Raw genomic sequence first — 16091 nt, 5'->3', positions numbered from 1 at the left:
ACATACACATACAGGCGACCAGTTAATAAATACTTCGGTGGAAATTCGGGTGAAAACAGTTACCACACCGCTCGTATCGACCGTATTCACCATGTCAGTGTTTGCCATGGTCGTATATAAATGGGATGCGAACCGTGGGGGCTAAACCGAGTCGGGTCGGATGCCACGCCATGAGAGAAGTCATCCGCGCACGCGGCCACGAGCACGTGCGCGCCGAGCACGCGAGCACGTTCGAGGTGACGAGCGACGACTGGCTCACCCCCGCGGGCGACTGCATCATCGGCGTCGAGGCCGACCGTACCCCCGCCGACTTCGACCCGGCGTTCGTCGAGGCCTGTCAGTCCCACGACGCCACTATCGACGTGCGCGTCCGCGTGGACGCGGACGGCGACACCTACGAACAGACGGTCCGCGCCCGGGGACACCCGGACCTCTCCTTCGAGGGCGACCGCAGCGTCGTCTTCCGCACGAGCGACTACGTGGACGACCGGACGGGTGCGGTCGGCGCGGCCCACGCCGCCGCGGGCTTCGACCGCGACCTCGTCTCGGCGCTCGCCGACGGCGCGGAACTGACGGTCACCATCGAAGTCGAATAGTCCCGCGCGGACGGCGGACCGACGCGAGCCGACCGACGGAATGCGCTTTTCACCGCGCGGTCGTAACCTTCGGGCATGCCCGAAGAACCCTCCGAGAACATCAGCGGCGGCGCGAGCGGCGGCGGTCGAGAGACGGCGTTCGACCCCGCTGACCCCGAGACCGCGACGCGCGCCGAGGTCGTCGTCGACCGACTCGGCGAACGCTACTGGCGGAAGGCCTACGGCGGACAGGGCGGCTTCGAGTGCCTCGTCCGGACGATTCTGAGTCAGAACACGAGCGACAAGGCGAGCCAGCCCGCCCACGACCAACTCATGGCGCAGTACGGCGGCGGCGACCTCGCCGAGTCGCTGGCGGCGGCCGACCGCGAGGGCATCGTCGAGGCCATCCGCTCCGGCGGGCTCTACAACCAGAAGTCGAAGCTCATCCAAGGCGTCGCCGAGGACGTGCTGGCCGACTTCGGGAGCGAGGCCGGTTTCGACCGCTACGTCCGCGAGGAAGACCCCTCGACGGTCCGCGACCGGCTCCTAGAGATGAAAGGCGTCGGCCCGAAGACCGCCGACTGCGTCCTCCTCTTTGCGGGCGGCCGCGGCGGCGTCTTCCCCGTCGATACGCACGTCCACCGCATCGCTCGGCGAATCGGGCTCGCGCCGGCCGACGCCGACCACGAGGGCGTTCGCGCGGCGCTCGAACGCGACATTCCCGACGAAAAATGCGGCTTCGGCCACACCGCGATGATTCAGTTCGGTCGCGAGTTCTGCACGGCCCGCAAACCCGCGTGTCTCGACGGCCCCGAGGCGTGCCCGATGGCCGACGTGTGCGACATGGTCGGCGTCGACGCGGCGGCGCAGTCCGTCACCGACCCCGCGGCCGCGGACGACTGATTAACAGGACTTCGTTTTGAGCCCGCTGACCGGCGAGCCGTCGTCCTCGTAGCTCGATTCGATACCCGAGTCGGCGAACATCGGGAGGTTCATCGAGTAGTCGTAGACGACGCTGAACCGCGAGAAGGGGTTCGAGAGGAACGCCGACGCGGGGCCGACGCCATCGAACGCGACGCCCGCCCGGAGCTGGACGACGGAGTCGTTGCCGACGGAGCCGCTGGCTTCCATCCCGAAGCCGCCCTCGCCGCCGAGGTTCTCGAAGACCGAGAGGAAGACCACGAGGTCGATGCCTGCGCCCTCGCCGCCGATGTCGAACTGGTGGCCCTCGCCGGGGAAACACGGCGAGGTCGGGCCGGTCGCGGCGGCGACCGGGGCGGTCGCGACGGCGAGAATCACGGCGAGCGTCAGGGACGCGCGGGTCGCGGCGTTCATACCGTCGCCTCCGGCGCGCTGGTAATTAAGGATACGCCGCGGTTCTCAGGGATGATACCGTGTGTCGAAGCAAACGAAACCGCGGACGCAACTCGGACCCGGCGGTTACTCCTCGCCGTCGAGCTGTCTGATGAGTTCGTCGAGGACGGCGTCCGCGCTGGCGAGGTTGGTCGCCAGCGGCGTCTGGTGCACGTCACAGATGCGGAGCAGCGCGGTGATGTCCGGCTCGTGGGGCTGGGCGGTCAGCGGGTCGCGGAGGAAGATGACGCCGTCGCAGGTCTCGCTGGCTATCTCCGCGCCGATCTGCATGTCGCCGCCGAGCGGCCCGGACTGCTTGCGCTCGATGTCGAGGCCCGTGGCGTCGATGAGTCGCTGACCGGTCGTCCCCGTCGCCATGAGCTCGAAGCGTTCGAGGTCGGCCTGTCGCTCCTCGGCGAACGAGATGAGGTCCGGCTTCTTCTCGTCGTGAGCAATAAGTGCGAGACGCATGGCAAACACTCGTTCGAGCGTCGTGATTAATCTTCGCCCGGAAGCCGTCCGTGAGAAATCGTCGCGCGGCGGGGGATTGACGCGCTGGTGTGGTCGCCGTGGACGAGAGTCGTTACTTGAAGCGGAACGTCTCGAGGTTCTTCGGCGCGAACGTCCGCATGTTGTAGTCGTGGTAGAGCGCCGACGAGAGGTCCTGCACGGAGCGCTCGTCGCCGTGGACGCACAGCACCTTCTCCGGGCGCGGGTTCATCGTCTTGACGAAGTTCTCGAGGCCCTGCCGGTCGGCGTGACCGGAGAAGCCGTCGACGGTCTCGACGTCCATCTCGAGTTTCAGCGTGTCAGACCGGCCCATGCCGTCGCGGCCGTTGACCGGAATCTCGTCCCAGCCGTTCTGGATGCGGCGGCCGAGCGTCCCCTGGGCCTGGTAGCCGACGAAGACCAGCCGGGACTTCGGGTCGGGGCCGACGTGGCGGAGCCACGACATGATGGGGCCGCCGGTGACCATCCCGGAGGTCGAGAGGATGATGGCCTGGTCGCCGTCGGCGACGTCCTGTCGCTCCTCTTCGCCGCCGTCGATGTGGTTGAACTCCTCGGCGAGGAACGGGTTTTCGTCCTCGTGGAAGATGCGGTCGCGGAGGTCGTCGCGGAGGTACTCGGGGTAGGTCGTGTGGATGGCCGTCGCCTCCCAGATCATCCCGTCGAGGTGGACGGGCATCTCCGGAATCTTACCGGAGCGCATCGCCTCTTCGAGGACCAGCATGATCTCTTGGGAGCGACCGACGGCGAACGCCGGGATGACGACCTTCCCGCCGCGGTCGTACGTCTCGTTTATGACCTCGATGAGGCGCTTTTCGGAGTCTTGCTGGTCGGTCTGGTAGTCGTTGCGGCCGCCGTAGGTCGATTCGAGGACGAGCGTCTCCACGCGCGGGAAGTCGTTGACCGCGCCGTTGAACAGGCGGGTGTCCTCGTAGTGGATGTCGCCGGAGAACGCGACGTTGTAGAGGCCGTCGCCGATGTGGAAGTGCGAGACGGCGGAGCCGAGGATGTGGCCCGCGTTGTGGAAGGTGAGCTTCACGTCGGGCGCGATGTCGGTCACGTCGCCGTACTCCAGCGGGATGGTGTGCTTGATGGCCTCGCGGACCATCTCGGACTCGTACGGCGGGGTTCGACCTTCCTTCGAGGCGACGTCGAGGTAGTCGAGCGTGAGCAGGCCCATGAGGTCGCGGGTCGGCTCGGTGGTGTAGATGGGACCGTCGTAGCCGTACTTGAACAGAAGCGGGATGAGCGCCGAGTGGTCGAGGTGGGCGTGGGTGAGAACGACCGCGTCGAGCGAGTTCGCGCCCGACCCGAGCGCCTCGGGGACCTGCAGATACGGAACGTCGTCGGAGCCGGGCTTGTCGCCGCAGTCGACGAGGATGCGGGTCTCGGGCGTCGAGACGATGAAGGACGCGCGGCCGACCTCGCGGCAGCAGCCGAGAGTCGTGATGCGGACCCACTCGTCGTCCGAGAGCTGTTCGCGGTGAATCTGCCGACCGGTCCGTTCGAGGATGCGGCGGCGGTCCTCGCGTTCCTGCTTCAGGAAGTTGCGGACGTTCGAGACCGTCGAGGACTCGATGGGCGGGGTGCGGACGACTTCGGGCGTCCAACCGACTTTCTGCGTAATCTCGCGGAGCGTCGAGCCGTGGCGACCGATGACCATGCCCGGTTTCTCGGCCTCGATGACGACTTCGCCGGTGTCGATGTGGAAGTCGAGGTCGGTGACGCCGGCCTCCTCGGGGATGACGCTCAGAATCTTGGGTTCGGCCTCTCGGGGGTCGGACAGCACGTCCGGGTCCGGGCGAACCGTGATTCGCTTTCGGAGCTTACTCGCGAGTTTCCGGATGAGGTCGCCGTTCTGAGCGAACTTCTTCGGGTCGCGCGTGTAGACGACGAGTTCGGGACCCTCGTACTTGACGTCGGAAACCGAGATGTCGCGGGGGAGTTCGTTCGTAATCTCTGCCTTCAAATTCTCGAGTTGTTTATCTACGGAGCTCATAGTTACGAGCGACCCGTCCGGTCCTGCGCCGGCAGGTCTCGGGAACCCCTACCTCAGGAGCGTCGACACGAGACGGTCCACGTGTACGAGTGCCAGTCTCGGCCAACTGCGGAGAGAGCATAGTGAACTGAATACGGTGGTATCTCGACTGCGGGAAGAGGCAGGGAAAACCCGCTTACCCGACAGTACCATGTCGCCAGTATAAAACCCTTCGCAAAGTCGAAGCGTCTCGGGGGCGACCGACGACCATGGAACTCACACCGGCGGCCGTCTCGGCGGAACACGATTGGGTTCGAGAGCGCGCGGACGTGGTCGTCCCGCTCATCAACGAGACGCGGACCCGACTCGGCGAGCAGTTCGACACGCGCGTCGGCGAGGTCGACGACGCGGCCTACCTCGACGCGGTCGACGCGGTGTTCGCCGACGGCGAGGTCGGCGTCAACGTCGCGGCCTACGTGCGCATCCTCAAACAGTTGGACGTGCAGGACGACTATCCGGGGTTCGTCGTGGACGAGGTGCTCGGCCGCGAACTCGCGGCGACCATCGCCGGCGGCGAACCGCTTCGACTGCTCGCGCAGGCGACGTTCCACTTCGCGGACGTGGCCGTCCACACCGACGGTCCCGCCGGACGCGACGACCTCGACGCCGCGCTCGCCGCGGGGTTTCAGACCCGCCTACCGGGGTGGTCGTGGCGCGAGGGCGACTCACCGTTCGACAGCCGGCGCTGACGACGGGGCGGTGTCGCCGGAAAAACTGTGTTCGGACCGCTTACCACTCGATTCGGACGCGCTCCGACGACTGCTCGGACTCGCGTTCGGCCTGCGAATCGAGGTCGCTGAGACGTCCGCGGAACGCACCGATACACTCCTCGCACGCGGTCACGTGCGCGAGAACGCCGTCCTCGTACTCCGCCATGACCGCCCGCGGGGTCCGCCGCGTCGGTCGTTCCGGTCCCATCCGGCCGATGCCGCGCACCTCGGGGTCGCCTAACCCCGCCAAGCGCTCGCCGCGCGTCGCCGCCCACCGCGCGTACGACGCGAGTCGGTCGCGGGCGCGGCGCTCGCGCGGGCTCAACTTGCCGGAAAGGTCCACGAATCGGTCCCACGTCTCGACCGTGTACTCCGAGACGAGGCCGCGTTCGACGATATCGTCCAGTCGCTCGATAACCGGTGTGAACTCCGCACGCCGGCCGCTCGGAACCCACAGTTCGATTCGGACCGCCTCCTCCCGAGGAGTCGGCCGCTCGTCGCTCACAATTGTGTCCATTGTTAGCACGCCAACCACCACATTCTGGTAGGACACCCGACGATATGTATCTATGCGTCCGCCGGAGTCGCCGAACGTCGTCGGCGAAAGACGGTCCGTGCGGCGGGGCGGCCCGCCGGCACCTTCGGGGCGTTTAAGGGTTCGCTGCGGCTACCGATGGGCAATGAGCGACGAGCAGGAACTCGGTATCACCGAGTCGAAGCAGTACAACACCGGCGAGTGGTACGCCGAGGTCGTCCAGAAGGCGGGCCTCGCGAACTACGGTCCGGAGGGGATGAGCGGCTTCATCGTGACCCGCCCGCGCGGCTACGCGCTGTGGGAGTCCATCCAGAACTACCTCGACGGCGAGTTCAAGAAGACGGGCGTCCAGAACGCGTACTTCCCGCTGTTTATCCCCGAGAGCTATCTCGAACGCGAGAAGGACATCGTCGAGGGCTTCGACCCCGAGGTCGCGTGGGTCACCCACGGCGGCCACGAGGAACTCGAAGAGCGCCTCGCCGTCCGCCCGACCTCCGAGTCCATCATCGCGCCCTACATGGCCCGGTGGGTCCGTAGCCACCGCGACCTCCCGCTCCGCGTGAACCAGTGGGCCTCCGTCGTGCGCTGGGAGGCCACGGAGACGAAGCCGTTCTTCCGCACCAAGGAGTTCCTCTGGCAGGAGGGCCACACGGCCCACGAGACCCGCGACGGCGCGTGGGACGAGACGATGACTCGCCTCTCGCAGTACCGGTCGCTCTACGAGGACGTGCTCGCCATCCCCGTGCTCCGCGGCGCGAAGCCGGAACACGACAAGTTCCCCGGCGCGGACACGACGACGACCGTCGAGGCGCTCATGCCCGACGGCAAGTCCGTGCAGGCCGGCACCTCCCACTACCTCGGCACCTCCTTCGCCGAGGCGTTCGACCTCACCTACACGACCGAAGACGAGGACGAAGAGCCCGCCCACACGACCTCGTGGGGCCTGTCGTGGCGCTCGCTCGGCGCGCTCATCATGACGCACTCCGACGACCAGGGCCTCGTCCTGCCGCCGACCATCGCGCCCGAGCAGGTCGTCATCGTCCCCATCTGGCAGGCCGACACGCAGGAGAAGGTCCTCGAGTACGCCGAGGACATCGCCGACGAGCTCGAAGACGCCGGCGTCCGCGTCGAACTCGACGCCCGCGACGAGCGCAACCCCGGGTTCAAGTTCAACGAGTGGGAGCTCAAGGGCGTCCCCGTGCGCTTCGAAATCGGCCCGAACGAGGTCGACGACGACGTCGTCACCGCCGTCCACCGCCCCGACGGCGAGTCGGTCGAACTCGACCGCGAGAACATCGCCGAGGCCGTCCAAGAGCAGTTCGACGAGGTGTACGCGAAGCTCTACGCCGCCGCCGAGGAGAACCTCGAAGAGAACGTCCGCGAGGCGTCCGCCCGCAACGAGATTCTCGGCACCATCGGCCAGCACGGCGGCTACGTGAAAGCGCCGTGGTGCGGTGACGAGGCCTGCGAGGACGAGATTAAAGACCAGATCGCCGCCGAAATCGTCATGGTTCCCCTGAACGACGAGGACGCGGAGATTCACGACGGCGAGGACTGCGCGGTCTGCGGCGACGACGCCGAGGAGACCGCGTACTTCGCGAAGTCCTACTGAGCCGCCCGCCCCACAGTTCCACACGATTATTCATATTTTTCGTCGTGCGTCGAATCATCATTAGTCGACATACTATGTATGGATACATCCTTATATGACATTGTAACACCCTTATGGTTTCAGGAAAAGTTGCTTATGGTGGTAGCTGTACCATTGGCGTATGACCAAGCCACACATAGACGCACCCTTCGCTCAGGGCGGGTTAGCCGACCCGACCGACGAGCGGTCGAACTGCGGCGTTGGGGCCGTCGTAGACCTTGAAAACGGCGCCTCGCACCGAGTCGTCGCAGACAGCCTCGAACTCCTGGAGAACCTCGAGCACCGCGGCACCACGGGCGCCGAGGAGAACACCGGAGACGGGGCGGGTATCCTGTTCCAGCGACCGGACGAATTCTTCGAAGCAGTCCTCGAAACCGAGCTTCCGGACCGTTACGCGGCCGGTTCGGTGTTCATGCCGACCGACGACGAGGTCCGCGAGCGCGTTTCGGCGGTTGTCGAGGATTCGCTGGCCGACCACGGGCTGTCCGTGTTCGACTGGCGCGACGTGCCGACCGACAACTCCGAACTCGGCGCGACCGCGCTCGAATCGGAACCCGACGTCTGGCAACTGTTCGTCGAGCCGGCCGACGAGATGACCGCAGACGAGTTCGACCGGGCGCTCTACCTCGCCCGTCGAGCCGCCGAGAAGGCGGTCGATACCCTCGCCATCGAGGGCGCAGGCCGGTTCTACGTCTGCTCGCTCGACCGCAAGACCATCGTCTACAAGGGGCTGCTCACGGCCGAACAGCTCCCGAACTACTACCCCGACCTCGGCGACGAGCGGATGGTGACCGAACTCGCGCTCGTTCACGCGCGCTTCTCAACCAACACGCTGGGCGCGTGGCACCTCGCCCACCCGTACCGCCAGGTCATCCACAACGGCGAGATAAACACCATCCGCGGTAACGTCAACTGGATGCGCGCCCGCGAGACGGACCTCCAGCACGAGGCCTTCGGCGACGACATCGAGACGCTCAGGCCCATCACGAAGGCCGACCAGTCCGACACCGCGAGCGTCGACAACGCGGTCGAACTGCTCCTCAAGGGCGGCCGCGAACTCCCGCACGTCCTGCGGATGCTCATCCCCGAGGCGTACCGCAACGACGACGCGATGGACCAGGCGCGCCGCGACTGGTACGACTTCCACGCCTCGCTGGTCGAGCCGTGGGACGGCCCCGCGCTCGTCGCGGCGACCGACGGCGACCGCATCGCCGCCGTCCTCGACCGCAACGGCCTCCGGCCGTGCCGCTACGAGGTGACGACCGACGGTCGCCTCATCGTCGCCAGCGAGGTCGGCGCGCTCGACACCGACCCCGCGGAAATCGAGTCCCGCGGCCGCCTCCAACCCGGCGAGATTTTCATGGCCGACCCCGACGAGGGCCGCGTCATCCCCGACGCCGAGGTGTTCGACTCCCTCACCGACGAGAAGTACGGCGAGTGGCTCGACGAACAGCAGCGCCACCTCGACGAGCTCGCCGGCGACGCGGACTCCACCTCGCGCGGACAGGTCGAGTCGCTCCGGGCGACGCAGGCGGCGTTCGGCTACACGCACGACCAGCTCAACCACATGATAGAGCCGATGGCCCGCGACGGCAAGGACCCCGTCGGCTCGATGGGCGACGACACGCCGCTTTCGGTGCTGTCGGACCTCAACCGCCCGCTGTTTACCTACTTCAAACAGCTGTTCGCGCAGGTGTCGAACCCGCCTATCGACTACATCCGCGAGAAGCTCGTGACGAGCCTGGAGTCGCGGCTCGGCTTCCAGCGTAACCTGCTCGACGAGTCGGCCGACCACGCGCGCCAGCTCGTCCTCGACTCGCCCGTCCTCACGGACGCCGAGACGGCCGCCATCAAGGACCTCGACGACGACATGCGCAGCGCCGTCGTCGACATCACCTACGAGCAGGGCGGCGACCTCCGCGAGGCCATCGAGGCCGTCCGCGACGAGGCCAAGGCGGTCATCGAAGACGGCGCGGATATCGTCGTCCTCTCCGACCGCAACGTCGGCTCCGACCGGGTCGCCATCCCGAGCCTGCTCGCGACGGGCGCGGTCCACCACAGCCTCGTCCGCAACGGCCTGCGGAACCACGCCGGGCTCGTCGTCGAATCCGGCGACCCCCGTGAGGTCCACCACCTCGCCACGCTCGTCGGCTACGGCGCGGGCGCGGTGAACCCCTACCTCGCCTACCAGACTATCGAGGACATCGTCGCCGGCCCCGACGGGGCCGACGAGGGCGAGGCCATCGACGCGTACGTTCACGCGCTCGAAGACGGCCTGCTCAAGACGATGGCCAAGATGGGCATCTCGACGGTCGAGAGCTACCGCGGCGCGCAGATCTTCGAAGCCGTCGGCCTCGCCTCCGACTTCGTCGCCGAGTACTTCGAGGGCACCGAAATCCGCACCGAGGGTATCGGACTCGACGTCATCGAAGAGGACCTGCTGACCCGCCACGCCGCCGCCTTCGGCGCGGACCCGAAGCTCGAACGGCAGGGCGAGTACGAGAACCGCTCGGCCGGCATCCACCACGGCTGGAACCCCCAGACCGTCGGCACGCTCCAGCAGTCGGTCCGCGCCGGCGACTACGAGAAGTACAAGGAGTTCGCCGAGCTGGTCAACGACCAGTCGGAGCAGCTGAAGGCGCTCCGCGGCCTGCTCGAGTTCGACTCCGACCGCGAGCCCGTGGACATCGACGAGGTCGAACCCGTCGAAAACATCGTCAAGCGCTTCTCGACGGCCGCGATGTCGCTCGGCAGCCTCTCGCCGGAGGCCCACGAGAACAACTCCATCGCGATGAACCGTATCGGCGGCAAGTCCAACTCCGGCGAGGGCGGCGAACCGCCGGAGCGCTTCGGCACCGAAAAAGAGTGTAACGTCAAGCAGGTCGCCTCCGGCCGCTTCGGCGTCACCTCGCATTACCTCTCGTCGGCCGACGAGATTCAGATCAAGATGGCGCAGGGCTCGAAGCCCGGCGAGGGCGGCCACCTTCCCGGCAAGAAGGTCAACGAGATGATCGCCCACGTCCGCTACGCGACGCCGGGCGTCGGCCTCATCTCGCCGCCGCCGCTGCACGACATCTACTCCATCGAGGACCTCAAACAGCTCATCTTCGACCTGAAGTCGGCCAACCCCGACGCCGACATCAACGTCAAGCTCGTCTCCGAGGCCGGCATCGGCACCATCGCCGCCGGCGTCTCGAAGGCGAAAGCCGACGTGGTCCACATCTCCGGCCACGACGGCGGCACCGGCGCGTCGCCGAAGACCTCCATCAAGAACGCGGGCCTCCCGTGGGAACTCGGCCTCGCCGAGGCCAACCAGATGCTCCGCGCGACGGGGCTTCGCTCCCGCATCCGCGTCTCCGTCGACGGCGGCATGAAGACCGGTCGCGACGTGGCAATCGCCGCCCTCCTCGGCGGCGAGGAGTACATCTTCGGGACCGCGTCGCTCGTCACCTCGGGCTGCGTGATGGCCCGCCAGTGCCACGAGAACACCTGTCCGGTCGGCGTCGCCACGCAGGACGAGAACCTGCGCCGCCGCTTCCCCGGCGAGCCCGACCACGTCATCAACTACATGACGTTCATCGCGGAGGAGCTCCGCGAGATCATGGCCGACCTCGGCTTCACCTCGCTCGACGAGATGATCGGTCGTCCGTCCCTGCTCCGGCAGATAGAGACGGACCACGAGAAGGCCAAGCACCTCGACCTCTCGTCGGTGCTGGCCGAGCCCAAGACGGGCGCGCGCCGCAAGACCGAAGAGCAGGTCCACGCGGACATCGGGACGCACGTCGACCACAAGCTCATCGACGAGGCCGCGGAGGCAATCGAGGACCGCGAGCCGGTCGTCATCCGCCGCGACCTCTCGAACGTCGACCGCGCGGTCGGCGCGATGCTCTCGAACCGCATCTCCAACGCCCACGGCGGCGAGGGCCTGCCGGACGACACCATCCGCTGCGAGTTCGACGGCATCGCCGGCCAGACGTTCGGCGGCTTCCTCGCCCGCGGCGTCACGATGCGGCTCACCGGGGCCGCGAACGACTACGTCGGCAAGGGCCTCTCCGGCGGCCGCGTCATCGTCAACACGCCCGCCGAGGCCAACTACGAGGCCGCAGAGAACATCCTCATCGGCAACGTCGCCCTCTACGGCGCGACGCAGGGCGAATGTTACGTCAACGGCCTCGCCGGCGAGCGCTTCGGCGTCCGCAACTCCGGCGTGAAGGCGGTCGTCGAAGGCGTCGGCGACCACGGCTGCGAGTACATGACCGGCGGCGTCGTCGCCGTACTCGGCGAGACGGGGCGCAACTTCGCCGCGGGCATGTCCGGCGGCGTGGCCTACGTCTACGACCCCGACGACGAGTTCGCCGCGAAGGCGAACACCGAGATGGTGACGCTCGAAACCCACCTCGACGACAAGGACGAGGCGATGCTCACCCGACTCGTCGAGAACCACCTCGCGTACACCGAGTCCGACCGCGCAGCCGAACTGCTCGACGACTGGCAGTCGGTGCTCGGCGACTTCGTGAAGGTGATGCCCGACGCGTACGCCGAGGTCATCGCCGAGGACGGCCGCGAGGACGTGCGTAACGAACTTCCGGCGAAGGCGGGCGCAATCGTCGACGCCGGTACCGACAGAGTCGGCGCAGCGACGACGAGCGACGACTGAGGACCGACTCGACCGTCAGCGACTGACGGTCCGGTCGCCATCCCGCGTTTTCTTGCTGTTCGGTGTGTTTTTTCGGACTGTTTCGTATCACTTACCGAACAGATAATGATGAGCCGTCCGGGGCCATGTCGGCGTGGACATGACCCGAGATTACTCGCGGCGGACAGTCCTCGCCACGCTCGGTGCCCTCACGGCATCCGGCGTGGCCGGCACCTCGCTCGCGGACAGTCACTCGACGGCAGAATCGGACACGGTCACGACCGAGGATTGGTCGCAGTCTCGTGCCGAACCGGGACGCACCGGCGCAGTCGCTCCCGAATCGGCGCCCGACGACGAGTACGCCGCCCTGTCGTGGCTGGACGGAACGTGGCATAAGACCAGCGCGAACGAGGTACTCGTCGACGACGGGGCCGTCTTCCAGACGTTCTACACCAACGACAGCACGTTCCGCGGGGGCGTCGTCGCCTACGAGGTCGACACGGGCGAAGAACGTTGGAAATACATCGCACCGGAGTACGGGGCGTCAGAGCCCGGAATCGGCCGGGTGACCGACACACCAGCCGTGGCAGAAGGGACGCTCTTCGTGACGAGCGAGGCAGGATACACCGATTCGGACGTCAAATACGGTGGCCTCCACGCGCTCGACTTGGATACCGGCGAAATTAATTGGCAGAAGACACCAGCGGACTACGCAAGTCCGGACGAGGAGTGGCTCGGGACGCCGCTCATCGCCGACGGCTCCCTCTACGTCCAGCACCTGACAAACGCCAGCGCAGACCCGGACCAACAGGAGTCGGTCGTCGCGGAACTCGACCCCGAGAGCGGCGAAGTCGTGTGGCGCTCCGACGCGTCGTACCGGTCCTATCCCTACATTGGCGACGACGAGACGCTCTACGGGATGGCGACGTACACCGACGCGGCGAACGAACTCGTCGCGTGGAACTCCAACGACGGGAGCAGGCGGTGGACGGCGGTGCTGGAAGACGGTGTGAACTTCGTCGACTCGGCCCACAAAAACGGTCGCATCTACCGTTCCTCCGGGAATCGGTTCCGCACGGACGAGATAAACCGAGTCGTCGCACACAGCGACGAGGACGGGAGCATCGAGTGGGAGACGAGACTCACACCCGACGGCGAGGAGTCGGCGCGGTTCATCAGCGCACCGGCCGTCGCCGACGGCACCGTCTACGTCACCACCGCGCTCGACGTGGACTCGGTGGCCGAGGAGGGCGTCCTCTCGACGGTCTACGCGCTCGACGCCGACACCGGAGACGTGCTGTGGACGCACGACACCTCGACCGAACTCCACGGCGACCCGAGCGTCGCCGGCGACACCGTCTACCTCGGCGGGAGCGCCATCCCCAAGTCCGTCGGCGAGTTCGAACGCGAACGCCGACACCCCACGATACACGCGCTCTCGACCGAAGACGGGTCCCAGCAGTGGTCCTATCTGGTTCGACACGAGCAGGGCGCACCGTCCCGAAAAGCATCGACGCCGGCACTCGCGGGCGGACGAATCTTCGCCGGCTATCTGGAAGAAGAGTCCACCGAGCAAGCCGGGGTGTTCGCCCTCGAAGGGAGTCCCACCGCCCCCGATTCGAGGAATCTCCCGCGCTCCTCGGATGCCCCGGTCGCCCGCATCGTCACCGACCCCGAAGACGCCGACTCGACGGACCTCGATTCCGGGACCACCGTCGGCCTCGACGGAACCGCGTCGACGGGTGAGGTGGCGACCTACGAGTGGCAGTTCGGCGAGGGCGCATCGTTCGGAGAACGCGGTTCGACGACAGAGATCACGCTAGACTTCTGTGGCACACTCGACGTGACGCTCCGCGTCACCGGGCCGGATGGGAACCGGAGCACCGACACCGTCAGCCTCTCGACCGACTGATTTCGGGGGAAAGACCCTCCGTCACCCCTCTGCCGTCCCATTTTTTCACCGACCGTCCGAACTCGACGATATGCCCCGCGAGTACGACAAACTCGTCCGCGACGACATTCCACGAATCATCCGCGAGTCGGGCGAGACGCCGGTCGTCCACATTGCAGACGACGAAGAGTTCGACCAGCGGCTGCGCGAGAAACTGGTCGAAGAGGCCGAGGAGTTCGCCGAATCGGGACGCCTCGAAGAACTCGCAGACGTGTTCGCCGTCGTGGACGCGGTTCTCGACCGGTGCGACGAGGACTGGGAGTGGGTCGAGGCGGTGGCGAGAGAGAAGGCGGCCGAGCGCGGTGGATTCGAGGACGGCGTGGTACTCGAACGGGTGGAGTGAGACACCCACGAATAGCGCGGGTCCCCGGAACCCACCGCCGATTCTCCCACGTTTTTCACCGCGCGCGCCTTCGACCGAGACATGGACAACGCACTCGTCATCGGCGGCACGCGATTCATCGGCCGCCACCTCGTCTCGGAACTCCTCGACAGCGGCTACGCCGTGACCATCTTCAACCGCGGGAACCACGACAACCCCTTCGAGGACGACCCGCGCGTCCAGCACGTCCAGGGCGACCGAACGGACGACGAGGCGCTTCGGACCGCGAAGCTGACCGTCGACCCCGACGCCGTCTTCGACTGCGTGGCGTACAAGCCCGCCGAGGTCGCCTCCGCGGTCGACATCTTCGCCGACGTGGACGCCTACGTCTACATCTCCAGCGGCGCGGCCTACGGAAGCGAGGTCATCCCGAAGCGCGAAAACGAGACGCCGCTGTGCGACTGCACCGACGAGCAGGCGGCAGACGACTCGGGCGCGAGCTACGGCCCGCGGAAGGCCGAGGGCGACCGCGTCGTCTTCGAGGCGGCCTCGCGGGGCATCAACGCGATGTCCGTCCGCCCGTGTATCGTCTACGGTCCCGAGGACTACACCGAGCGCCTCGACTACTGGATCGACCGCGTGCTGAACTACGACCGCGTCGTCGTCCCCGGCGACGGAACGAACGTCTGGCACCGCGCCTACGTCGAGGACGTGGCGAGCGCGATGCGCGTCGTCGCCGAGGAGGGCGAGGCCGGCGAGGCCTACAACGTCGGCGACAGGCGGCTCGTCACGCTCGAAGAGATGGTTCAGGTCATCGCCGACGCCGCGGGCACCGACGTCGAGGTGGTCCACGCGGGCGAGCGCGAACTCGCCGCCACGGACCTCTCGATGGACGATTTCATCCTCTACCGCGACTACCCGCACGTCCTCGCGACGGACAAACTCGCCCGTCTCGGGTGGGAGTCCACCCCCGTCGAGGAGGCGATGCGCCGGTCGGTCGCGGACCACCGCGACAGCGACCGCGACGGCTCCGAACACGACCCCGGCCGCGACGCCGAAGAACGCGTGCTGTCGATTCTCGATACGCTCTGAGAGCGCCGGCGTTCAGCCGCTGAACTGGCCGTCGTGGTCCATCTCGGGGACCTCGTCTTCGAGCCACTCGCGGAACCATTTAACGCGCTTGAGCCGCTGGTGAGCGAAGCTCTGGGCCGTGTCGGTCTCGAGACGCGCGGACGCGTCGCGGCCGCGCTCGAAGACGCGCTCGACCATCTCGGCGGCGTCCATGTGCGTCCGCGCCTCGTAGCCCATCCGCAGGAGCATCAGCGCGGTGCCGTTCGCGCCGATCTTGTCGAGGATGTCGGCCTCGATGAGACAGCGGGTCTCCAGCGACACGTCCGTCAGCGGGCCCTGATACGAGTGGTCGGAGACGACCTGACACACCTGGTCGACGAAGGACTCGGGGTAGTCGCCGTGGGTGCTGAGGAACTCGCGGGCGACGCGAGCGCCCTCCTCGGCGTGGACCTCCTGGTCGGCTTCGAGCTTCGAGATGTCGTGAAAGAGCGCGGCGACGCGGACGACGTCGACGTCAGCGCCCTCGCGGTCGGCGATGCGCGTCGCGAGGTCGACGACGTTGAGGATGTGGTTGAACCGGTACTCCGCGGAGTGCCACGGGTACCAGCGCATCCGCCCGCCGTCGTCTTCGTTTTCGACGCTCGCAGAGAGATAGTCCGAGACGAAGCGCTTCATATCCTCGAACTCCGCGTCGGAGACGGCCGACTCTTTGATTTCAACGCCCACGGCAGAACCTCCGTAG

Annotated in this window: 13 protein-coding genes; 8 read left to right on the top strand and 5 right to left on the bottom strand. The window is 67.0% G+C overall.

The features are described 5' to 3' along the window. The first annotated feature begins 170 nt into the window (after nt 1-170). Both ABY42_RS04215 and ABY42_RS04210 read left to right on the top strand, forming a co-directional pair. Nucleotides 171-596, top strand: coding sequence for a DUF371 domain-containing protein (locus tag ABY42_RS04215; protein ID WP_004972547.1), 426 nt, complete (start codon nt 171-173; stop codon nt 594-596). A 75-nt stretch (nt 597-671) separates the two neighbouring features. Then, a complete protein-coding gene (locus ABY42_RS04210; protein WP_004972548.1) occupies nt 672-1478 on the top strand; it encodes an endonuclease III domain-containing protein in 807 nt (268 codons plus the stop codon). Here ABY42_RS04210 and ABY42_RS04205 read toward each other — a convergent pair whose 3' ends face one another. The 3 genes from ABY42_RS04205 to ABY42_RS04195 all read right to left on the bottom strand — a co-directional run bounded on the left by ABY42_RS04205 (nt 1479) and on the right by ABY42_RS04195 (nt 4434). Beyond that, nucleotides 1479-1910, bottom strand: coding sequence for a DUF7332 family protein (locus tag ABY42_RS04205; protein ID WP_004972549.1), 432 nt, complete (start codon nt 1908-1910; stop codon nt 1479-1481). 105 nt (nt 1911-2015) lie between these two features. Next, nucleotides 2016-2399, bottom strand: a complete 384-nt coding sequence (locus tag ABY42_RS04200) for a methylglyoxal synthase (RefSeq protein WP_004972550.1) — start codon at nt 2397-2399, stop codon at nt 2016-2018. A 112-nt stretch (nt 2400-2511) separates the two neighbouring features. Then, nucleotides 2512-4434 carry a beta-CASP ribonuclease aCPSF1 gene (locus ABY42_RS04195; RefSeq protein WP_004972551.1) on the bottom strand — a complete coding sequence of 641 codons (1923 nt, stop codon included), beginning with the start codon at nt 4432-4434 and terminating at the stop codon, nt 2512-2514. A 248-nt stretch (nt 4435-4682) separates the two neighbouring features. Here ABY42_RS04195 and ABY42_RS04190 point away from each other — a divergent pair, with 248 nt between their 5' ends. Next, complete coding sequence (locus ABY42_RS04190; RefSeq protein ID WP_004972552.1) at nt 4683-5162, top strand: hypothetical protein; 480 nt, start codon at nt 4683-4685, stop codon at nt 5160-5162. Between the two features lie 40 nt (nt 5163-5202). On the opposite strand, the gene ABY42_RS04185 is transcribed toward ABY42_RS04190, so the two are convergent. After that, nucleotides 5203-5700, bottom strand: coding sequence for an HTH domain-containing protein (locus ABY42_RS04185; protein WP_050458796.1), 498 nt, complete (start codon nt 5698-5700; stop codon nt 5203-5205). Between the two features lie 163 nt (nt 5701-5863). On the opposite strand from ABY42_RS04185, the gene proS reads away from it, so the two are divergent. The 5 genes from proS (at nt 5864) to ABY42_RS04160 (ending at nt 15370) form a co-directional block, all read left to right on the top strand. Further along, nucleotides 5864-7330 (top strand): proline--tRNA ligase, encoded by a 1467-nt coding sequence (proS, locus tag ABY42_RS04180; protein ID WP_004972554.1) that lies wholly within the window; start codon nt 5864-5866, stop codon nt 7328-7330. Nucleotides 7331-7490: 160 nt separating this feature from the next. Next, a complete protein-coding gene (gene gltB / locus ABY42_RS04175) occupies nt 7491-12026 on the top strand; it encodes a glutamate synthase large subunit (RefSeq protein WP_050458795.1) in 4536 nt (1511 codons plus the stop codon). Nucleotides 12027-12165: 139 nt separating this feature from the next. Beyond that, a complete protein-coding gene (locus ABY42_RS04170; RefSeq protein WP_050459888.1) occupies nt 12166-13917 on the top strand; it encodes an outer membrane protein assembly factor BamB family protein in 1752 nt (583 codons plus the stop codon). A gap of 70 nt (nt 13918-13987) precedes the next feature. After that, nucleotides 13988-14299, top strand: coding sequence for a nucleoside triphosphate pyrophosphohydrolase (locus ABY42_RS04165; protein ID WP_050458794.1), 312 nt, complete (start codon nt 13988-13990; stop codon nt 14297-14299). An 81-nt stretch (nt 14300-14380) separates the two neighbouring features. Then, on the top strand, nt 14381-15370 hold the full coding sequence (locus ABY42_RS04160) for an NAD-dependent epimerase/dehydratase family protein (RefSeq protein WP_004972560.1): 990 nt from the start codon (nt 14381-14383) through the stop codon (nt 15368-15370). A gap of 12 nt (nt 15371-15382) precedes the next feature. Here the strand turns inward: ABY42_RS04160 and ABY42_RS04155 are convergent, their stop codons facing one another. Next, on the bottom strand, nt 15383-16075 hold the full coding sequence (locus tag ABY42_RS04155; RefSeq protein ID WP_004972562.1) for an HD domain-containing protein: 693 nt from the start codon (nt 16073-16075) through the stop codon (nt 15383-15385). Nucleotides 16076-16091 lie beyond the last annotated feature (16 nt).

The organism is Haloferax gibbonsii (assembly GCF_001190965.1).
In the GTDB taxonomy this organism is placed as follows: Archaea; Halobacteriota; Halobacteria; order Halobacteriales; family Haloferacaceae; genus Haloferax; species Haloferax gibbonsii.
The sequence above is the reverse complement of the archived record's forward strand: the minus strand, read 5'-3'. Positions and strand labels throughout refer to the sequence as shown.